A 22551-nucleotide genomic window follows, 5' to 3' on the forward strand; every position below is an offset into this window, starting at 1 on the left:
ATTGGTTAACAATTGATTTTGGTCAGTTTAGCAGACTAGGAAGAGTCTGTAAAGAATAAGGATTGTGTTTTGACTTTAATTATTTACTTGTATTTTGCAAATAATTAGGGTATAACTAAGGCAAGAGGTGAGGCAAGTGGAGAACCTGAGAGAGATGTTTCAACTGATGACTCGTCGGTTCGGATTGTTGGATAAAAACTGCTGTACCGCAGGTGGTATGGATATCTCGCTCATTCAAAGTCATATTATCTATGAGATTGACCGTAAGCATCGCCCATCGATCCAGCAGGTGGCGGATTCGCTGTCGATTGATATTACCACCTTCAGCCGCCAGGTTCAGAGCCTGGTCAAGCTGGGATTAGTCAAAAAAACGCCGCATCCCGATGACCGCAGAATTAACCTATTGACCTTAACGACAGAAGGCAAGTATATCGCAACGGTTATTGATACTCAGATGAATGATTACCTGCAGGAAGTGTTCTCGCATATGTCAGAGTTTGAATCACATATGGTTATGAACTCCATTAAGCTGCTGAATGCAAGCATGGCGAAGTCGAAAGTATGCTGTACGACATTGGGATAATGATTTATCCCATTTCTTATCGACAATACTTGCAATTTGCAAATAAACTAGAGGAGGAACAAAAATGATAAAAGAGATTCCGCTTAACCGTCTGCCAGTTGCTAACCGTCTGCCTGTTGCCATAATCGGTGCTGGACCTGTAGGACTTGCCGCAGCTGCCCATCTTCATGCGTTGGGCGAGCCCTTCCTGCTCATCGAAGCAGGGAGCTCAGTCGGGGCTAATATTAGAAAATGGGAGCACGTCAAGCTGTTCTCACCGTGGGCGTACAACATCGATAAAGCAGCAAAACAATTACTTCTATCTTCGGGATGGGCAGCTCCGCTGGATGCAGCTATTCCTACAGGCCGTGAGCTGGTTGAACAATACTTAGAGCCGCTAGCAGAGCTGCCTGAAATCAGCCCGCATCTGCATCTGAATACCCTAGTGACAGCCATTACCCGTAAAGGGTTAAGCAAAGTCAAAACATACGGCCGTCATCAACTGGCCTTTGCTATCTATGCTGTCCGGAATGGGATTCCGCATGTTTTCGAAGCAAGGGCGGTTATGGATGCTGCGGGGACGTGGTCGAATCCGAATCCGCTGCGCTCAGACGGGATCTACTCATTGGAAGAGCAAGCTCTGGAGAATCAGATCTTATACGGAATACCGGATGTATTAGGCAAGGATAAGGGGCGTTATCGGAGCAAAAAGGTTCTTGTTGCCGGAAGCGGGCATTCCGCCATTCAGACTCTACTGGAGCTGGCTGAGCTTCAGAACGAAGCAAACGATACGAAGATTGTATGGGCTATCCGCAAACAAAACCTAGAAGAGGTATATGGCGGAAGAGACCTGGATGGGCTGCCAGCTAGAGGACAACTCGGCAAACGCATACAACAAGCGGTGGAGTCCGGTGCTGTAGAAGTGATGACCTCGTTCTATATAGAAGGAATAGAGAAGAATAACGGTAAGATTCAAGCTGCTGGTACGATGGGATCGAAGAAGACCGTTATTCCTGACATTGATGAGATCGTCGTGAATACCGGCTCTCGTCCCGATCTGTCCTACGTCCGTGAAGTGCGAGTGTCAATTGATCCAAGCCTAGAGAGTGTATATGAGCTTGCTTCGTTAATTGACCCTAATGTGCATAGCTGCGGTACGGTTAGGCCTCATGGAGAGAAGGAACTTCGACATCCTGAGAAAGATTATTACATCGTGGGAGCGAAAAGCTACGGCAGGGCAACGACCTTCCTGATGGCAACGGGGTATGAGCAAGTCAGGTCAATCGCAGCGGCGCTAGCGGGGGATATGAAGTCTGCGGGCAGAGTAGAGCTGGAATTGCCGGAGACCGGGGTATGCGGCGTCGGTGCCGGCGGCGGCGACAGCTGCTGCGAGGCTGAAGCTCACAAGGATCCTCAGTCGAGCTGCGGGTCAGCAGCTGCTAATTCAGCACCAACAATACCCTCATGCTGCGGTTGATCATGGCCGTGTTCAGATTTTGTAAGACAGTGCCAAGTAACAACAAGGCTGCATGACTCTATGGCCTGTTATCGTCTTTTTCGGGAAATGCCTTCACTAGGTTTGTTCAGTAATCGTGCAATAAGTTCACTACCCTCCATGGCCAACTGCTCTCACAATAGGAGTTAGATCTAGGAAGGGGAGAGGAATGTGATGGATAATATACCTATTCAATATACCGGTCACCTCCAGGCAGACCATAGTCGTCATGATGGCGGGCTTCCGCTTGCTGCAGGTGTTCACAGCTTCCAAGTGCTGCGAGCGAATCGGGAGCGTCCCGAGATGGCGGAGGGAATCGGTTGGACTTATAATCATGCGCCAATGCTGGCCTACTGGAACGAACGATTCTATCTGTCCTACCTGAGCTCACCTGTCTATGAGAATGGAATGCCTACCCATACGCTCATCGTCTCTTCGCAGGACGGCAGGCATTGGGAGAAGCCCGAGGTCAGCTTCCCGGCATACCCGCTTCCTGACAGTGAAGACTATGCGGTTGCCCATCAGCGTATGGGATTCTATGTAACTCGAGATGGGGAGCGACTGCTCGCACTCGCATTCTATGGACTGTCGCATGATGCGAAGGCGTTCGACATGCCGAACGACGGACGAGGCATCGGGCGGGTCGTGAGAGAAGTGTATAGAGATGGGTCCATGGGTCCCATCTTCTTCATCCGCTATAATATTCATGCAGGCTGGGGTGAATCCAATACGAGCTATGCCTTGTACGACAAGAGTGAGGATTCGGGGTTCATCGCGGCCTGTGAAGAGCTGCTCGCTGACAAGCTGATGACTCTGCAGTGGTGGGAAGAGGATCGAAGCACGGATGGATTCTACGAGGTCACTGGGCAGAAGGCATTCTCCTGGTACACGAGGGACGACGGGATGACCGTTGGGCTATGGAAGTGGTCGAAGGCGGCGCTGTCAGCAGACCAAGGGCAATCTTGGACAGAGGTCGCCGACATTCCTACCTTCACAATGGCTGGAGCGAAGGTGTGGGGAGCGCGTACGAGCGACGGCTGCTATGCAATCATCTATAACCCGGTAGCGGACAATGGCCGGCGCTGGCCTCTTGCCGCAGCGATAGGTACAGACGGTATTCACTTCGACCGCTTGCTGCTTGTTAACGGTGAAGTGCCGCCGCGGAGATACAGTGGATTCTGCAAGGATTATGGCCTGCAATATGTGAGGGGAATCGAGGAGGGGAATGGTGTACCGCCAGATCGGAACCTCTGGATCACCTACAGCATGAATAAGGAAGACATATGGGTTAGCCGAATACCGATACCCATCCATGCTTCCGAAGCAGGGCCCGTTCACGATACATTCGAGCAGGATAGGACAGGAATGCCGCCGTCTCAATGGAATGTGTATGAGCCGGCTTGGACGAAGGTGAGGGTGCAGCAGCCAGGCCAGGGTACGAAGCGGGTGCTGGAGCTAAGAGATGCCGATCCGTACGATTATGCCAAGGCGGAGCGGGTGCTGCCTGCGCTCTCCTATGGAAGCGTATCGTTCACTCTCTCGGCCATGCAGAGTAATCGCGGCTGGCTGGAGGTAGATCTAACCGATGCAGCAGGGAATAGACCGTTCAGACTTATGCTGAATCAACATGGAACGCTGAGCGTCTATAGGAATAGGGAATGGAAGAGCGTCGCCGTATACAACGAAGAGGTTGAGTATCGGCTGGAATGGATATTCAATCTGGAGCAGCGAACAGCCAGCCTGCTGGTGAACCATGTTCCTGTTGTGGAACAGCTCGAGCCAGCAGAGCCCGCCGGCTTGATTCAGAGAATCTGCTTCCGAACGGGCCCGTTCCGGGAGCACCCGACCCCCTCATCGTCTACAGCCGAGCACATGCCGGACGTGCCTCATGCCGGTATCCCGACAGCTGAGAATGTCTACCTGGTCTCCACGCTCATTGCGGTCCAGCTGTCCGGCTAGTTACCCATACCGAAGACGCGCAGCTGCGCGTCTTCGGTATGGGCGTTATAGGCTAGCTGCAGAAGACTGATCGATAGGGACTATGCTATACTAACATCATTCCTAATGCCGAGCGGGAGGAACCTGCATGATGGTTAAGCTGCGTTCACGCAAGTATTTACTTCGTATTCTCGCCTCCATCGGCGTGCTGCTTGCCGCCTGTCTCATCTTGTCATCCATCACGCTTCACTTCTACGCCGAAGCCGTACTGAGGCGCAATCAGACGGAGAGTAATCGCAGCGTTCTGGCACAGATGACTTACAACATGGAGCAGATGAACGAATCTGTGAAAACGCTTGCGGTTTCAATCTTTTATGACAAAGACATCGTGCCCCTCCTTCGTGCTCGTGAAGACGCGGAAGAGGATATGTATGAATACACCTACAAGCGGAACCAGCTCGATAAGCTCGTCTCCCGAACAAGGCATCTCCATTCCCTCGTTATCTACAACGATTACAACAAAAAATATTATGCAACGGATTCCTCCATTGCTGGACGGCTCTCTCCGATGTCAGACACGGTGAACGCCTATGTGTCTGCTCACCCAGATATCCCGGCTGCTCAGCTGCTTCCGCTTCGTATGGGGGAGGATGGACATACTGGGATGTTCACCATGTTCCTCTTCGAGAAGTTCGCCAACCTGCCGACCAAGGGCAGCTTCATGGCCATTAACATTCGTTCGGAATGGCTGTTCGATAATGTGAAGGCGCTTAATTCGACTGGAGAAGGTCAGGTCTATATTACCGATCAGAACCATCAGTTCATCCTGCCCAGGAGCCTCGTTGCCTTAGATGCTGACCTGCAGTCTGCCATCAGGAAGGACATGCAAGCACGGTCCAAGGAAGGAACGGGAGACTTCGTCCTGAAGACAGCGGAAGGCAAGTACCTGGTGTCTTATGCAAGTGTCAGAGGCCTCGATTGGAAGGCCGTTCGAATCTTGCCGCTGAAGCTGGTGCTCGGAGGTGTCTATCAGCTCCGATTATTCTCCGTCATTGCCGCTGCCGCATTCCTCGTACTTGGACTTATCCTCACCTTGCTCATCAGCCGCAGATTGTATGATCCTATCGACCAGATGCTGAGGCAGATGGATTATCCGGATTATGCCGCACATCCAACTGCCGCTGCCGGGGCAGCCAGCCGGTCCTGGGACGAGATGGCCTACATGTCGAGGAAGCTGGTGGAGTACAAGAGCGAGCAGAGAAGCCACTCCAACCTCTATAGGCAAGATGTATTAAGGAGATTGGTGACCGAAGGAGCGAAGGTAACGAAGCAGGAGCTTGCTGAGCTTCATGAAGTGTTGGGTCCGAATTCATCCCTAGCGTTCCAAGGTCGGCTGCTCCTATTCGAGGTTGATCATTACCAAGCGTTCTTGAGGGACAGGACGGAGACGGAGAAGCTGCTGCTGAAGTTCGCTCTAGGCAATATTGCGGGAGAGCTCTTCGCCGGAGCTGCCGACCTGCTTGCCGTCGATCTGGATGGCCGCTACTATGCTGGATTGCTCGTATTCCGAGCAGAAGCGCTAGAGGAGGAGCAGGTAGTTAGACGATTGCATGAGGTTCAGAGTATCTATAAGGACTTCTATGGCTGTTCGTTCACAGCGACCATCAGCGAGGAGATCCGGGATTACAGAGAGATCTCCAAGCATTATGGGCTTGCGATGGAGCATGCCCTCTATCGTCTGAAGTCCGGCCATGGGTCGGTCATTACCCCTGTGCTAGTATCGAACAACATGAACAATCATCACCTGCAGGTGGATGCGCAATGGGAGGGAAGGCTGGGCGATGAGCTCCGTCGCGGCAGGCTGGAAGAGCAGCAGGAAGTGTTGAGCCATATTATGTCTGAGCTGCGCGAGCTCCCTTATGAAGGAATGATGCATAATGTACTGAATATATCGGGCTGGCTTGCGACGGCCATCTCGGACATGAATCGCAATCGGCTCGTACCGGTTCTTGTCGACTTCCCCTCCCTTAATCGAGAGCTGATGGAATGCGAGACCTTATCCGAGATTCAGGAGCGGTTCAATGAGTTCCTAGTGAGGATTGCGGACCAAGCCTCCCAAGCTGGGGTAACGAGAGGGAATCTAATTGTTGATAGCATGAAGCAATATATTCAGTCGCATTACTTCGATATGAACTTAAGCTTGCAGCAGTTATCTCTTGCGATGAAGATGAGTCCCCCTTCCATCAGCAAGCTGTTCAAGCAGCATGAGAATAAGTCGGTGCCGGAATACATCAATGAGATTAGGCTGCAGAAGGCGCTGACCTTCCTCGAGGAGACCGATTATACGATCAACGAGATTACGGAGCGAATTGGATATGCGAACGAGACGTACTTCTTCAAGCTGTTTAAGAAGAGGTACGGCACGACGCCTAAGGAATACCGCCTTAAGGTAACCTTGAAGTAGCGCGGCCGGAGGATGTTCCTTCGGCTTTTTTCTATGGGCAGAATGGGGGCAATAACAGATTGTTAAGCTTTATTCGATAAGTTCAGTCTCTCAGGGAAGCCAATGCGAGCTTTGTTGAATAGGCAGCTGTTCATTCATCTGAGATAGTAAGAGCACGGAGGACGTCAGACTGGCTGCCGGCCATCCTATACAGAAAGGAGCGTAGCTGCTCATGCGTTTATTGAAGAAGGAGTGGGGTTATTTTCGCAAAAACAGCGATATATTCCTCTTTTCTCTGCCCGGAGTAATTAAGCTGCTTATCTTCGCGTACTTACCGATGTTCGGAATCATGATCGCCTTCAAGGAATACCGTTATGATCTCGGCATTATAGGAAGCCCATGGGTAGGACTGCAGAACTTCGAATTCTTGTTCCAATCCGATGTGCTGTACCGCATCACACGCAATACGGTCGTCTACAATCTGATCTTCATCATCGTTGGCACAGCAGCCGGCTTGATGCTGGCGATGCTGCTGAATGAGCTGAAGCGCGGCTGGGTGAAGGTTCATCAGACGATCATGTTCATTCCATTCTTCCTCTCATGGGTTGTAATCGGTTACGTAGGACTCGCCTTCCTTGATCCGCAGAAGGGGTATGTGAACGTCATTCTCGTCGAGCTCGGCAGGCAGCCAATCAACTTCTACAACGATGCGACGTATTGGCCCCTGATCCTTGTATTAGCCAACTTGTGGAAGGGAATCGGGTTCACCACACTCGTCTATTATGCCGGAATCATGGGGATCGATCCTACTTATTACGAGGCGGCAAGAATGGATGGAGCGACCAAGCGGCAGATGGCGTTGAGAATAACGCTGCCTGCGCTGGCCCCGCTCATCTCCGTCCTTCTCATTCTAGCAATGGGCGGTATGTTCAGGGGAGACTTCGGTCTATTCTTCTTCCTGCCGAATAATTCACCATTCCTGTTCCGATCGACGGAGATCATTGATACGTATGTGTATCGTTCTCTTCAGAGCATCGGTACGCTCGGCATGACGGCGGCAGTAGGCTTATTCCAATCCGTCATCGGTTTTATTCTAGTCATCGGATCCAACCTTATCGTGCGCAAGCTCGATGACGACAACGCCTTATTCTAGGAGTGAATACCTATGATTTTAGCTCGCAAGCGTCCCAATTACAGCTGGTGGCTGATCAACTTTATCTTCATCCTGCTGTCGGTATCCATCCTGCTGCCATTCCTCATCATTATATCGATCTCACTGTCGGATGAGACGTCCTTGCTCCGGTACGGCTACAAGCTAATTCCAGATCAATTCAGCTTAGACGGGTATAAGCTCGCGTTCACGAATCCGGAAGTGCTGCTGCAATCGTATGGAGTGACGACCCTGGTTACGGTGATTGGCACGCTGATCTCGCTCCTGCTGACCGCTATGCTCGGCTACTCCATCTCTCGTCCGAATTACCGCTACCGCCGCATGACTTCCTTCTATGTATTCTTCACCATGCTGTTCAGCGGTGGACTCGTTCCGTCCTACATTCTCATTACGAATGTCCTGCAGTTGACGAACACGATCTGGGCGCTTATTCTGCCTCTGGCGCTAAGTCCGTTCAACGTGCTGCTCATGAGCGGCTTCCTGAAGAAGGTGCCTTACGAGATTATCGAATCTGCGAAAATAGACGGGGCAAGCGAGTGGCGCATATTCTTCACCATCATCATCCCGTTGTCGACTCCAGCTCTAACGACGCTTGGCGTATTCATCTCATTCGCTTACTGGAACGATTATTTCCAGGCGCTGCTCTATATCCAGGACGGAAGGTTCGTACCGCTGCAGCTGCTGCTGTTCCGAATGATCAATAACATTCTGTTCCTCCAGTCCCAGATTGACTATACGAGCCAGATGATTGATCTGAGCAGATTTCCTACCTTGTCGACACGGATGGCTATGGTCATACTCGCAGTGGGGCCGGCGCTTTGCTTCTTCCCGTTTCTGCAGCGGTTTTTCATTGAAGGTCTTACGATTGGATCGTTGAAGGGCTAACCCTTGATTTAAGAGAAGGAGGAAGTCATAGGCTCCCTCCTGAATTTTAAATAATAGACCATATAAAAACGGAGGTTGAAGGCAATGGCACTGCGTAAACAACTCTTAACGGTGTTAGTGGGGATTATGGGTCTAACGATGGCAGTAGCAGGCTGCAGCGGCAACAACAAGGGAGAGAATGTTACTCCCAGCAGTTCCGCAAACGCTTCCACCACGGCACCCTCAGCCGAGCCTGCACCCGAGCTCGAAGAGGTGAAGCTGAAGTTCGTCTTCATCGGTCCGGGAGAACAGAAGGATATGGATACCGTCGAGACGGAAGTGAACAACATTCTGAAGGAGAAGATTAATGCGACGGTAGACCTGCAAATTATCGACTTCGGCTCCTACAGCGACAGACTGAACACGATGAGTGCTGCCGGTGAGGAAGTCGATGTCGTGTGGACATCCAACTGGGCATTCCCCTATAAGGAGAATGTAAACAAGGGAGCATTCATAGCGCTTGATGAGCTGATTGACAAGGCCGCTCCCGAGCTCCGTACGGCTCTTCCTGCACGCGTGCTGGAAGCAGCCAAGGTGAACGGTAAGATCTATGCCATCCCGAACTATCAATTGAACTTCCAGCGTGAAGGCTTCGGCATTCGTGAGGATCTGGTCACCCGGAACAACATTGACTTGAAGACAGTGAAGACGTTCGAAGACTTAGCTCCTATCCTGGAGACGGTCAAGAAGAGCGATCCGAATGTCATTCCCTATGCGATGGACAATCGGGGAATATTCGGAGAATTACAGCGGTCTATCGGCTTGCAGCAGGTACAGACCGGAGATATTAAGGTGGCAGCCGTTAAGTGGGATGATCCAAGCTTGAAGGTAGTGAATGTGTTCGAGACGGAAGCCTATAAGCAGCATCTGCAGACGGTTCGTGATTACTATAAGAAGGGGTACATTAATCAAGATGCTCCTACAGCGAAGGACCTGCAAGCGATGGACCAAGCAGGCTTGATTGGGGTCATGTGGGGCTCCGGCGTGTCTGAGACGCGTGTCATGCTCGGAACGTTAGGGAAGGATGGTAAGAAGTCGCTGTCCATGAACGTAACGAATGCGATTACGGATACGAACGGATTCACCGCAACGATGCTGGCCGTAAGCAGGAATTCTAAAAACCCAGAGCGCGCACTCATGCTGATCAACCTGCTTAACACCGATAAGAAGCTCTATAACCTCATCTCCTGGGGGATTGAGGGCAAGCACTATACGCTCGACGATCAGGGGCGGATGAAGATCAATCCGAACGGCGGGTATAACCCGGATATTAAGTGGGTGTTCGGCAATACGTTCAACTCGCTGCTCAAGGAGACGGAGAGCGTGGAGGCTGCCGCGGCGGATCAGAAGATGAACGATGAGGCAGAAGTGATGCCGCTGTCCGGCTTCTCCTTCGATTCCGCACCTGTCACCACAGAGCTTGCTAACCTGAAGACGGTCATTGATGAATATGAAGTGCCTCTTCGCACTGGCAGCGTAGATCCAGACAAGTATTATCCAATCATGCTCGAGAAGCTGAATAAGGCTGGCCTCGAGAAGGTGATTGCGGAGATTCAGCAGCAAGTTGATGCTTGGAAAGCAGCCAAATAAAGCTGCAGGTGTTGGGCGGAGCGGCCTATGCTCCGCCCTTTTTGTCGCGCAATTGTGCATGGAGCACAAAAGTTGAAAATAAAATTTCAGTATGGAATAAAATTTTGAATTATATATTGCACAGTGAAATAATATTTATTACACTAAGTGGAGTAACGGAGTAGATACATAGATTCATATAGATAGAGAGGAGTGGGACAGCGCTGTGCCGGTATGACGGCGACAGCAGACGAGCATGCATGAGATGAGCATTTGTCTGAAAGCTAGGCCAACTTGATATAAGGATGTGAAGAGATGTTCGGTTCCTTATCCGTTAGAAGCTTGCGCAAGTCCATATCAATGACCACCGCTCTTATCGTAACGCTCGGTACGTTTACAAGCTCATTTGGAAGCGCTTCCCTAAGCGCTCATGCAGAAGCCGCAGTTCAGTCACCGGCGGTCGTAGAAGGGTTCGAGTCCCTTGCCCAGCTGAGCCCCTCTTCAGTAAGAGCTAACAGTGTGAAGCTGGACCCGTTCTCCAGACCAGAGCCTGTGTTATACGGCTATGGGGCGGGGAAGCTGTCGTATGATTTTACCGGAACGGTCGGTACTTCTGCTGCTTATATTAACTTCAAGGATCCTGACGGCACAGCAGGACGGTCGATTCCCGGCAATCCAGTTAAGCTTGGCATATGGGTCTATGGCGATGCAGGCAATCACTGGCTGCGTGCCGCTGTGCGCGACAGCGCAGGCAGAGTGTCCACACTGGACATTACGGCCAGCAACGGCCTGAACTGGAGCGGCTGGAGGTACGTCACGGCCACTATTCCAAGCACGGTGGCCTACCCGGTTCGATTGACACAGCTGTATGTCGTGGAGACGAAGGATACGAATAAGAACAGCGGCGTCCTGTACTTCGATCAGCTTAGCGCCATGTATGCCGATACCTCGATCGCTGCGCTGGACATCGCGGGTCTTACACCGCTTCAAGCAGGAGCGTCCGGCAAGGCGTCGGTCTTCCAGACGTCAAGCGGCAGCACGGAGCCTGTGCAGCTTACAAGCGGTGTAACCTTCCACAGCTCGGATGAGCAAGTGGCGGCTATCGGGCAGGATGGCATGGTGCAGGCGCTGAGTCCAGGCTCGGCTGTCATTACCGCCGACTATGCAGGTGCACCGCAGGCCTCCTACCTGCTGAACGTCACAGCAGAGAAGCCGCTGCCTGCGAAGCTGGAGTTGACGGTACCAGGGAAGCTGGAAGCGGGGACCGGCAGCAAGGTGAAGGTCTATGCGACTTATGCAGGCTTAACCGAGCCTGTCGCCGTGCTTCAAGGGGCTGTGTTCACGAGCAGCAATTCGGCAGCAGCTTCCATTGATGCAGCTGGTGTAGTGAAGGCCATTGCGGCAGGCACCTCCACCATCACGGTGACTTATGAGGGGACGCAGGTCGCTCATCTGTTAACCGTCACTGATCCGGTGCCGGTGCTGCAGCGAATCGACCTGCTCGGCCTGAACTCCCTGACCATCGGAGATTCGCTGAAGCCGCGGGTAACAGGAACCTATACGTGGCTGAATGAGCCTGTGGAGCTGAACAGCGGCGTGCAGTTCTCGAGCAGCAACCCTGCGGCCGCGTCGGTAGCGGCCGATGGCACAGTCACTGCTAATGCGGTGGGGGCTACGCGCATCACCGCAGCTTACGGCGGCAAGTCGAGCAGCTACTACCTGACCGTGAACAAGCAGCAGGAAGCACCGAAGCGGGAGATGAGGGCTGCCTGGATCGCGACAGTCGACCATGTGGACTGGCCAGCCAGAGGCGTTGTGACTGAGGCGGAGCAGAAGGCTTCCTTCACCGCTATGCTGGACAAGCTGGAGTCAGCAGGAATCAATGCACTAATCGTGCAGGTGAAGCCGACGTCTGATGCCTTCTATCCGTCGCAGTACGGTCCTTGGTCCGAGTGGCTGACAGGCGTCCAGGGCAAGGATCCTGGCTATGATCCGCTAGCCTTCATGCTTGAAGAAGCACATAAGCGCAACATGGAGTTCCACGCGTGGTTCAACCCGTATCGCATTAGTCTGCAGGACGATGTGAACAAGCTGGTGGCCGACCATCCGGCTCGCCTTCATCCGGACTGGGTCGTCAGCTACGGCGGCAAGCTGTACTATAATCCGGGCATTCCGGCGGCCAGAGCGTTCATTCAGGACAGCATTATGGAAGTGGTGAACGGGTATGACATCGATGCGGTACACTTCGATGACTACTTCTACCCTTATCCGGTAACTGGAGTGGACTTCCCGGACGATGCACAATATCAGCAGTATGGCGCAGGTAGCGCGAGCAAGGGGGATTGGCGGAGAGATAATGTCAATCAGTTCGTGCAAGAGATCTCAGTCAAGATCAAGCAGGCGAAGAGCTATGTGAAGTTCGGCATTAGCCCGTTCGGCATCTGGAAGAACAAGAGCACAGACCCTGCAGGTTCGGATACGAATGGGCTGAGCAGCTACGATGCCATCTATGCGGATTCCAAGAAGTGGATCGATGAGCAGTGGATTGACTATGTTACCCCGCAGATCTATTGGTACCTGGGCTACTCCCCGGCGGCTTACGACAAGCTGACGGAATGGTGGAGCGGGCTTGTCGAAGGCAAGAATGTGCAGCTGTACAGCGGTCACGCCTTGTACCGAATTGGTACAGGGGAAGATTGGATGGATTCGGAGGAGATGCCGGATCAGATTAAGTACAACCGCAACTTCGACAATGTGCAAGGAAGCATGTTCTTCAGTGCGAAGGGGTTCGCAGACAACCCTCTCGGCTTCACAGACCGGCTGAGCAATGACTTGTACCGCTATCCGGCGCTAGTTCCGGCTATGCCTTGGCTTGACAGCACAGCGCCTACGGCGCCTGCGGCTGAATCGGCTGTCGGCCGCGGGGCGGACGGTGTCCAGCTGAAGTGGAAGGAAGCATCGGGGTCGGATACGTCCTATTATGTGGTGTACCGCTATGAGGGGACTTCGGCGGGTGACCTGGATGATCCATCTCATATGGTTGGCAAGGTACGGCGTGCTGCAGGATCAGCAGAGCAGACTTATACCGATGTCTCAGCCGTGGACGGCATGACTTATACCTATGTGATTACAGCTGTGGACCGTCTGCACAATGAGAGTGCTGCGAGCAGCGGGCTGACCTTAATGAATACGCTTGATGTGACGGCGCCGAACACAACAGCGGCTGTGACTGGAGATAAGCAAGGGGACTGGTACGCTTCCAAGGTGTCTGTCGTACTGAACGCCTCGGACGACTTGTCAGGCGTGGCAGCAACCGAGACGAGCAAGGACGGAGGTGCATCCTGGCAGCGGGTTCAGATTGGAGAGACGGTGACGATTGCGTCGGAAGGGCGGAGCACGCTGCTGTATCGTTCCGTCGATGAGGCAGGCAACGTGGAGGAGAGTAAGTCACTAAGCGTTGCAATTGATGTAACCGCACCAGTCGTGACCATCACTGGCGCAGGCGTGTACAAGGTGGATCAGACGGTGAGGATGACATGCACCGCTGCAGATAGCGTCTCCGGCTTGGCCAGCCAGACATGCGACCGGCCAATAGTGGAGGCACCGGCTTATGAACTTGGCTTGGGCCGCCGCATGGTCAGCGCCTCAGCAACGGATGCCGCAGGGCATATCAGCACGGCGACTGCGGAGTATGAAGTTGTCGTGACCGCCAGCAGCCTGGCGGTGCTCACGAAGCGCTTCGTAACGGGTGCCGGTGCAGGCAGTATCAGCGACTCACTCGTGAAGAAGCTGGAGCAGCAGAAGTACGACGATTACATCGCGGGAGTACGTGCCCAGTCAGGCAAGCGTCTCACAGTTAAGCAGGCGGAGATGCTAGCCAGCTTCGCAGCGGCATTGAAGGCGAACTGAGCGGGGCTCGCCCTGTTCTGACCGACGAGAGAGAGACCGTCCCCACGTCGGAGCTCCGCTGGTCGGATGCGCATGACGGTGTAGGAATGGCTTCTACCGCCGACAGCTTCAACGATGTGCTCAAGGTGGAGGATGGAGCGGTACAGGTACTGGCCGAATACGGCTCGCACTATTATGCCGGCAGCCCCGTGGCGCTGCAGCTCAAGCAGCCGGCTGTAGATGCGCTGACAGGCACGAAGCTGGCCGGTGAGATTCAGCTGGAACCTTATGGCGTACCATTGCTTAGGCAGGTAAGGTGTAAGAATGAAGGAGTAATCACGACTTAATGATAGGTCAACAGGCTGCTTGTTCCCGCGATGGGAATGAAGCAGCCTGTTGTATGTTTCTAATATGTCAATGAGAGCCGAATACTCGCCGCTAAGCGAATGCTTGTGTCTAGTTCTAGGATGGTTAAGGATATTGCACTGGAGTGCGGATTCGGACAGAGCAGATACTTCATTAGACTCTTCCGGCAATCAGAGGGAATGTCACCCGAGCGGTTCAGAGAATTGTTCAAGTAGTCTGCTTGATGAATGATCTATCGCAGGGTTAGTAATGTTCATATCTGACAGTAGATTTGAACAGGAAGATGAGGCAGTATGGAGAAGCAGCTAAGCTACTTACTAGGTCGAATAAGGAAGAGGTGACAATAACGTAAGCGCTTGCAGTTAAGTTGCTATATTATATGGAGGTGTATGAGCAATGAGGAAAGCATTAAAAAGAGCGGGTACCATCCAATTAATAATCGCTATGCTAGTCTCTATCTTCTTCCTTAACAGCTATCCTTCACAGGTGTCAGCAGCAGGCACAACTTATTATGTATCCACTGTTGGAAGCGATTCCACTGGTACGGGCACGCAATCGAATCCTTGGAGATCGCTTGCTTATGCAGCCAGTCAGGTTCCAGCTGATCAAGGTCATGTTATTCATCTAGCTGCAGGCTCTTACAATGAGACTCAGATGGTTAATCTTCCTGCTGGCGTAAGCGTGGAAGGTGAGGGCAAGTCTACGACCACCGTATCAAGCAGTGTAAGTACTTATATTATTAATGCGGTCTCCCCAAGCAATGCGAATGGGAACCAGGTCATCCGCAACATCAGCTTCAATGGCAACAACCGAACCGTCAAGTACGGGCTCAATATTATAGGCAGGAATCAGTTCGTTGTGCACGATACGGGATTCACTAACTTCGGAGAAGCAGCCATCTATGCCCGAACGGCCTCTCAGAGCACAGATACTGCAGGACCTGAAGAGTACATGACAGGGTTCAAAATTTATAATTCCACCTTCACCAATTGTTCCAAGGATCTCTCTGGCTGGTCATCCGGGGTAATTACAATAGCCGGGCTGCAAGGTGCAGAGCTCTACAATAATGTGATTAACGAGAATCAGGGCTATGGTATCAAGTTTAACCAAGGGGGCTGGTTCAAAGGAATAAAAATATACGGAAATACAATTAATGTACCTCAGGTGGATGCGTTATGGGGCTCGGACTGTACCATAGAACTCTGGAATGTCTATGAGAACTCTGAAGTATACAATAACACATTGAACCAATGGGTATCCTTCGTGAACAAAGGCACTTCCAGAGGTATTACTTCTATTAAGTTCCATCATAACAAGCAGGTCTCCACGAATACAAGTAACACGAAGGAAGCAGTGGAGCTCGCCGTATCGGATGGCATGGTGTACGAGAATTATGCCGAGCAATTCAGATGGGGAGTAGCCATTTGGCAGGAAGCTGCCAACAACAATCAAGTATTCAAAAATATTTTCTATAACCCTGTTCAACCCCCGGAGTGGAACAGCGGTGTGTATCTAGCGTTGTTCGACAATGCGACATTCGGCATTAAGAACAATAAGATCTACAATAATGTATTCGATGGCTTCGAGCATGCGATCTGGATTCAAGGCGGGGCATCCGACAGCTACAAGGTCGAGAATACGGAGTTCAAAAATAACCTGGTCATGAATCTCATTAAGACGATTGTACTGACGAGCAAATCAACCAGAGTTGTAAACAGCTATGTGGATTACAACCGATTCTACAATGTTGCGGGACAGACTACCTTCTACGACGGCAGCCCTGTTAATCTAAGCATGACGAATAATACGACGGGTAATCCCATACTTACGGCCAGCGGGAGCAGGCAGACCCAATATTACATTCCTTCTTCAAGCAGTCCGATGATTAATGCGGGTACCGATATGACCCGGGCCTATTATGGAAGTGCTCCAGATATTGGGAGATACGAGTATTATGGCGGCATTACACCAATATTACTGACCGCAATTACCGTTACCGGTTCAGGCGGACAATCTTCTATCTCCCTCAGAGATGCGACACTGCAGATGCAAGCTAACAGCACACCTTCCAATGCCACTAGCCCAGGAGTGAATTGGTCAGTAAGCAACGTGGACGGCAGTACAACCGATCTGGCTGTCATAAGCTCTTCAGGGCTACTAACGGCTCAGAAGGATGGAACGGTTAGAGTAACGGCATCTGCTAAGGATGATTCTTATGTATCCGGATCTGTACTTATTGCAATAACTGGACAGACGGATAAGCTGGTCAACGGCGGATTCGAGAATAACTTCAGCGGATGGTCCACATGGGCTGGAAGTGAGGTCATCTCAACCGCAGATAAGTATGCAGGCAGTAAGTCTGCTTATATTACCAACCCTCCTGGAGGAGGGGCAAGTCAGTCGATTACATCCGGATTCCTTACAGGGGATGTATTCAAGCTGAGCGGGTACGGGAAGCTGACATCAGCTGCAGGCAATCTGGCACTGGGTATCTCGTTCAAGGATAGCAGCGGCAACCAGCTGTCTAATGACGAGCAATATTGGTCCCCTGGATCAACCTTCACTCAGAAATTCAAGAATTATACCGTACCTGCTGGTACAGCGCGGATTGACATCTACTTCGATACCTTCTCGGCCAATGGGTACTTCGATAACATTCAGTTCATTCAGCAAGCAGTTCCTGTTACTGGAATTACGATTACAGGGGCAGGAGGACAATCGAGCATCGCCACAGACAATGGAACACTTCAGCTAAGTGCTGGAATTCAGCCTGCCAACGCCACCCAAAAGCAGGTTGTATGGTCGGTAACAAGTACGGGAGGCAGTTCAACAAATCTAGCCTCCATTACAAGTACAGGACTGCTAACCGCTAGAAAAAATGGGACCGTAAGAGCAGTAGCCACTTCAACGGACGGTTCAGCCGTATTCGGTTATAAAGATATTGTGCTGACTAACCAAGTGACGCCTCCGGTGGAACTCTTATCCAACGGCGGATTCGAGAGCAGTCTAACTGGCTGGAGCACCTGGGGAGGGACGGAAGCCGTTGTCTCAACTCCGGTTCATTCCGGCACTAAAGCGCTGTATATCTCGAACCCTGCGAACGGAGGAGGCGGGCTGCAGCAAGTGCTTACAACTGGCTTCAGCCCTGGAGACACCTTGAGAGCATCCGCTTGGGGAAGAACGAACAATGGGCCTGGATTCATCACAGTAACCTTCTCCTTCCAGAGAGACACAGGAGCCGTTCTGCTTAATTATCCGATCTATATTAATAATGCAGCTGCTTACACGAAGTTTACCAACGATCTCATTGTTCCGGTCAATACGCAGAAGATTGTAGTGTCGGTAGACTCTTATGCTAGGGACAATACGGATACGTATGTAGATGATGTTAGTCTCATACTTGATCCTGCTTAACAAGGGAAGCGGGTCAGCCTAACAGAGTGACATGGTATGATAGGAACCGAAGCCTGCAGCCAGGCTTCGGTTCTCTTCTTTATGTTGAACCGGGGTACTGCTTCTGAAGCAATATTCATTGTAATGTATAGAATTATTAGTTTTCTAGTTCCAGGGATAGTATAGAATAAGGAGCAAAGGCTGCAGATGGCAGCTGCTTGAATTGATATTTACGAAGGAAAGGAAGAGCATTAGATGAAAGTCTGGAACCTGTTCCTCACTCGCACTTACTTACGCCGGATTTTAATTACCATCTCGCTGCTCCTCATTCTGTCGGTCCTCATTGCTTCTCTGGCGCTGTCCTACAACTTCGAACGGACAGCGTTGACGGTTAGACACAAGGCTAATATGGACGTATTATCTCAGATGAGCTATAACGTTACGTATCTGAATGATTCGCTTAAGATGCTTGCCAACAATCTGTATTACGACATTGATGTTCAGTTCCTTCGTTATGCCAAGGGAAGTGAAGCGGACAACTACCAGCTTATTCGCAGTCTTGGCAAATTGGATTATACCATCTCCAGCTCACCATTCTTGCATTCCATCTTCATCTATAACGGTAATCAGAACAATTATTATGTGGGCAACGGTAAGATACGCGCCAATCCAGACATAATGGAGGCAGAGCTTAACCAGCTGCTGCAAGCGCAGCATCTCTTACCTAAGATGAGCCTTCTGCCAATTAGTCTGGACAATTCATCGGATGAGGGCTACTCGGGGGTCGTCGACTTCTTCGCTATGGTGATGTACGACCTATCTAATAGTAACCGAATGGAAGATGCCATAATTCTGAACATTAAGCCGCAGTGGCTGTTCGATAACATTAGCATGCTTAATCATGCGGCAGGGGCAGAAGGAAGTACGATACATCTGCTGGACGGTTCCATGCAGCCGCTTAATCCCGATCCGCTTATTCCTATTAATATGGAAGAGATCAGCAGTGAGCTTAGTCAGAGCAAGCTGGAATATTCGAATCAGCGCTCAGGGTATTTCATCACACGTAACGGGCAGAACAAGGTAGTTGTAAGCTACGCTCGAGCAGGAGTTAATGATTGGACGCTCATTACTATTCAACCCTACGAAGCAATTCTAAGGGATATTCAATCTATGCGAATGACCACCCTATGGATAACAGGCTGTGTTGTCCTATTATTCCTGATGATTGCGTTCGTGGCATCAAGACGGCTCTATGCTCCAATTAATAGTGTGCTAGGCAAGTTCAGTTCTAGTGAAGTCTATACAGGCGCAGCTAACTTAGGCATTCGTGATGAGATGACCTACCTATCAGATGCCTATTCATCTATATTGGAGCGAATTCGCCATGCCAATCTAGAAGTCACACAGAGGCGAAGTGCTGTCAAGATGTATCATCTTAAGCGGTTGATTCAGAACAGTGCACTCATGACCGAAGAAGAGTTCAAGTCGATTACGAAGGATAACAACTTACAGATTGGTACCCAGGACTGCTATTATCTAGCTGTAGTGAAGCTTGATCGATTCGCTATGGCGGCGGGGCAGGCAGAGGCTGGAGATCTGAAGCTTATTCAATTCGCAGTTACGAATATTGCCGAAGATCTTGTGAGGACTGCCGGGTTCCATTGTGAAGTAATTGAGATGCGCACGGACCATTGGGTTGTGCTCTCCGGACCGAAGGAGCAAGCAGGGGATGAGATGGAACAATGGAACCAGTTCGGGGAGGTGCTGAGGCAAGTACAATCGGCGGTAAAAAACTATTACAAGCTAACGATAACGGTAGCGGTTACCCCTTCATTCGAGTCCTATTCGCTCATTGCTGCTCGCTATAATGATGCTCTGATACTTGCCTCTTACCGTATTCTGTTCGGCTATAACTCCCTGATCGTACCTTCCATGGTTGCGGAGAATATGGACAATAGAGAATTCGATGTTCCGCTGGAGCTGGAGAAGCGTATGGTAGAGCTGATGAGAAGCGCTGACATGCCTAAGCTTGCTGAACAGCTGAATAAGTATATGACTTACATTGCAAGATTCAATTATGAACATGTCATTCATGCCCTGCTGCATCTCGTTATTATTATTAGACAGACGGTTCAGGACATGAACCGGAATCGGCTGCAGCCAATGACCGTAGACTTGAGCGATCTGAATCGGAGTGTACTTACTCTTGAGACACTCGATGAGATTAAGTTGAAGTTCCTTGCTGTGTTCACAGAGCTATTGGAGCCTGCTGGCGAGGAGACGGACAAGGGTCGTGTGCTGATTGATGCTATTCGTGAGATTGTTGATGCGCAATTCGCTGATCTGAACCTGAGCCTGCAGGGAATCGCTGCTATGCTGAAGATGTCGCCAGTGTATGTAGGGAGAATATTCAAGCGAGCAGAAGGCTTGTCTGTAGCGGAGTATATTAACGATAGGAGACTGGCAGAGGCTGAGCGGAAGCTGCTTCTTACAGATAACAGCATTGGGGAGATCATGGAGCAGACCGGATTCAGCAATCAGAGCCAGTTCTTCAAGCTGTTTAAGAAGAAGTATGGGACAACTCCCAAGGAATACAGGCTTGCCAACGTGATTAGAGACATGATGTAAGGCATTCATAATAACCGTCATTAGGAGCTGTATCAGCGCTCTAATGGCGGTTTCTTTCATTACTTTCGTATGCAGAGGGCGTAGAAGTGCGGATACAGCAACAATGTACACATTTCATACTCCTGCGTGAAGTGATATTCATTTCCTGCAGTAGTCATGAAGCCGATCTGCGTGACATACTTCGAGCAGAGAACAACACAAGACCCGTCGAGTGAAGATGAACTGACGGCAACAAGGAGTGAATGATATGAAGAATAGATCTTCACAAGGACAGTCCAGCTTCATCCGGCTGTCAGCGCTGCTTCGGAAGAACGGTGAACTTTCCACCTTGTTTCTTCCAGGTTTCATCTATATTTTCATCATGGCTTATCTGCCCATGATTGGAATCATTATTGCCTTCAAGGATTACAGGGTGGATCTAGGGCTGTTCGGAAGTGAATGGGTCGGGCTAGAGAAGTTCCGCTTCTTCTTCGAGAATGAGGCTTCCTTCACAATTACAAGGAATACGGTTCTATACAGCTTAACCTACCTGACGACGACTACAATTGCTGCTCTTGCTCTAGCGATTATGATGAATGAGCTGACTCGCAAGTGGATCAAGGTTCATCAGACGGTTATGTTCCTTCCGTTCTTCATGTCATGGGTACTGGTGGCCTATGTAGCAGAAGCCTTCCTTGAGCATGAACACGGGTACCTGAACAGGGTGCTGGAATGGGTAGGAGCAGAGCCGGTCATGTGGTACTTCGAACCAGCTTATTGGCCTTATATCCTAGTTATAGCGAACCTGTGGAAGGGTATCGGATTCTCTACTCTGATCTACTATGCTGGCCTTATCAGCATTGATACTTCCTATTACGAAGCTGCTAAGATGGATGGTGCAGGGCGTTGGCAGATGGTGTGGAGAATTACACTTCCTATGCTGACACCTCTTATTACCATCCTTATGATTCTATCCATCGGAAGCATGTTCCGGGGAGACTTCGGGCTTCATTACTTCCTTCCCAAGAATACGGGGACGCTGTATCCGGCAACGGATATTATTGATACCTACGTGTTCCGTGCCTTGCGAGATGTAGGGGATATCTCGATGTCGGCAGCGATTGGACTCTATCAGTCGTTCGTAGGCTTCCTGTTAGTCATCGGAGCTAACTACATCACACGACGCATTAACGAGGAGAATTCACTATGGTAACTATGGCGCGTGAGAAGGTGCAGTCTGTCAGAACGATTGGTCAGGAGCGTCGCAGTAGTACATGGCTGCAACAAGCTGTAATGAACGGACTATTTCTAGTTGTATCGCTGAGCATTTTTATGCCCTTCCTGCTGCTCGTTGTAGCTTCTGTCTCTGATGAAGCTTCTATCGTGAACAATGGATATCAATTCCTACCCGATAAGTTCAGCTTTGAGGCGTACCGAATCATTTTTGAGTCTCCCGTTGTTTTGCTGAGGGCTTATGGTATTACTGCATTGGTTACACTTGGAGGGACCGCAGTGAGCCTCCTGCTTACTGGACTAAGCGCCTATGTCATTTCAAGGCGGGATTTCGAGCTTCGCAGTGCAGCTACCTTTTATATATTTTTCACGATGCTGTTCTCAGGCGGCCTTGTTCCGTTCTACATCCTGATGACGCAATACTTGCATCTGAAGGACTCCCTGCTGGCGATGATCATTCCAGGCTTGCTCAGCCCATTCTATATCATGGTCATGAAGGGGTTCATGCAGAAGATTCCGTTCGAGATGATTGAGTCCGCTAAGGTAGACGGTGCTGGCGAGTGGAGAATCTACTTCCGAATGGTACTTCCCTTGTCATTGCCGGCGCTAGCAACGCTGGGGCTCATGATCTCATTCAATTACTGGAATGAATGGTTCAATGCGCTATTATTCATTGACAATCAGAGGCTTGTTCCACTGCAATTGCTGCTTGTCCGTATGATTAACACAATTGAGTATCTGTCGAGCAACAATGAGTTCGTAGGAAGGCTTAGTATTCAGACAGCGGAGCTGCCGCAATACAGCGTTCGTATGGCAATGGCCATCCTGGCAGCAGGACCAATGCTCTGTATCTTCCCCTTCTTCCAGAAGTACTTCGTAGCCGGACTAACGGTAGGCTCGCTTAAGGGTTGATATCCTGACCGTGAACGGGTGAGGAATGCTCTCCTGCACGGCTTGAGATA

Annotated in this window: 13 protein-coding genes and 1 pseudogene; all 14 read left to right on the plus strand. The window is 50.7% G+C overall.

Going from position 1 to position 22551, the window contains the following annotated elements:
- Window positions 1–136: 136 nt before the first annotated feature.
- The 14 genes and pseudogenes from ACFO9Q_RS18045 (at window position 137) to ACFO9Q_RS18110 (ending at window position 22501) form a co-directional block, all read left to right on the plus strand.
- A complete protein-coding gene (locus tag ACFO9Q_RS18045; protein ID WP_379184640.1) occupies window positions 137–583 on the plus strand; it encodes a MarR family winged helix-turn-helix transcriptional regulator in 447 nt (148 codons plus the stop codon).
- A 64-nt stretch (window positions 584–647) separates the two neighbouring features.
- The gene (locus tag ACFO9Q_RS18050) at window positions 648–2039 is read left to right on the plus strand and encodes an NAD(P)-binding domain-containing protein (protein ID WP_379184643.1); all 1392 of its coding nucleotides are present in this window, start codon (window positions 648–650) and stop codon (window positions 2037–2039) included.
- A 192-nt stretch (window positions 2040–2231) separates the two neighbouring features.
- On the plus strand, window positions 2232–4016 hold the full coding sequence (locus ACFO9Q_RS18055) for a hypothetical protein (RefSeq protein WP_379184645.1): 1785 nt from the start codon (window positions 2232–2234) through the stop codon (window positions 4014–4016).
- A gap of 127 nt (window positions 4017–4143) precedes the next feature.
- Window positions 4144–6459, plus strand: a complete 2316-nt coding sequence (locus ACFO9Q_RS18060; protein WP_379184648.1) for an AraC family transcriptional regulator — start codon at window positions 4144–4146, stop codon at window positions 6457–6459.
- A gap of 211 nt (window positions 6460–6670) precedes the next feature.
- A complete protein-coding gene (locus ACFO9Q_RS18065; RefSeq protein WP_379184650.1) occupies window positions 6671–7591 on the plus strand; it encodes an ABC transporter permease in 921 nt (306 codons plus the stop codon).
- A gap of 12 nt (window positions 7592–7603) precedes the next feature.
- Complete coding sequence (locus ACFO9Q_RS18070) at window positions 7604–8494, plus strand: carbohydrate ABC transporter permease (protein WP_379184652.1); 891 nt, start codon at window positions 7604–7606, stop codon at window positions 8492–8494.
- An 84-nt stretch (window positions 8495–8578) separates the two neighbouring features.
- Window positions 8579–10123 carry a DUF3502 domain-containing protein gene (locus ACFO9Q_RS18075; RefSeq protein WP_379184654.1) on the plus strand — a complete coding sequence of 515 codons (1545 nt, stop codon included), beginning with the start codon at window positions 8579–8581 and terminating at the stop codon, window positions 10121–10123.
- A 294-nt stretch (window positions 10124–10417) separates the two neighbouring features.
- The gene (locus ACFO9Q_RS18080; RefSeq protein ID WP_379184656.1) at window positions 10418–14011 is read left to right on the plus strand and encodes a family 10 glycosylhydrolase; all 3594 of its coding nucleotides are present in this window, start codon (window positions 10418–10420) and stop codon (window positions 14009–14011) included.
- An 86-nt stretch (window positions 14012–14097) separates the two neighbouring features.
- On the plus strand, window positions 14098–14337 hold the full coding sequence (locus ACFO9Q_RS18085) for a hypothetical protein (RefSeq protein ID WP_379184658.1): 240 nt from the start codon (window positions 14098–14100) through the stop codon (window positions 14335–14337).
- Between the two features lie 75 nt (window positions 14338–14412).
- A pseudogene (locus tag ACFO9Q_RS18090) lies at window positions 14413–14571 on the plus strand (helix-turn-helix domain-containing protein); the annotation flags it as partial.
- Window positions 14572–14752: 181 nt separating this feature from the next.
- Complete coding sequence (locus ACFO9Q_RS18095) at window positions 14753–17770, plus strand: carbohydrate binding domain-containing protein (RefSeq protein WP_379184660.1); 3018 nt, start codon at window positions 14753–14755, stop codon at window positions 17768–17770.
- A 234-nt stretch (window positions 17771–18004) separates the two neighbouring features.
- Window positions 18005–20377, plus strand: a complete 2373-nt coding sequence (locus ACFO9Q_RS18100) for a helix-turn-helix domain-containing protein (protein ID WP_379184662.1) — start codon at window positions 18005–18007, stop codon at window positions 20375–20377.
- A gap of 247 nt (window positions 20378–20624) precedes the next feature.
- The gene (locus ACFO9Q_RS18105) at window positions 20625–21569 is read left to right on the plus strand and encodes an ABC transporter permease (RefSeq protein WP_379184664.1); all 945 of its coding nucleotides are present in this window, start codon (window positions 20625–20627) and stop codon (window positions 21567–21569) included.
- Window positions 21563–22501, plus strand: a complete 939-nt coding sequence (locus ACFO9Q_RS18110; RefSeq protein WP_379184666.1) for a carbohydrate ABC transporter permease — start codon at window positions 21563–21565, stop codon at window positions 22499–22501. Before ACFO9Q_RS18105 ends, ACFO9Q_RS18110 begins: the two co-directional genes overlap by 7 nt.
- The last annotated feature ends 50 nt before the right edge of the window (window positions 22502–22551 follow it).

Origin of the sequence: Paenibacillus sp. GCM10023252, from assembly GCF_042653305.1 — a bacterium.
Lineage (GTDB): Bacteria > Bacillota > Bacilli > Paenibacillales > Paenibacillaceae > Pristimantibacillus.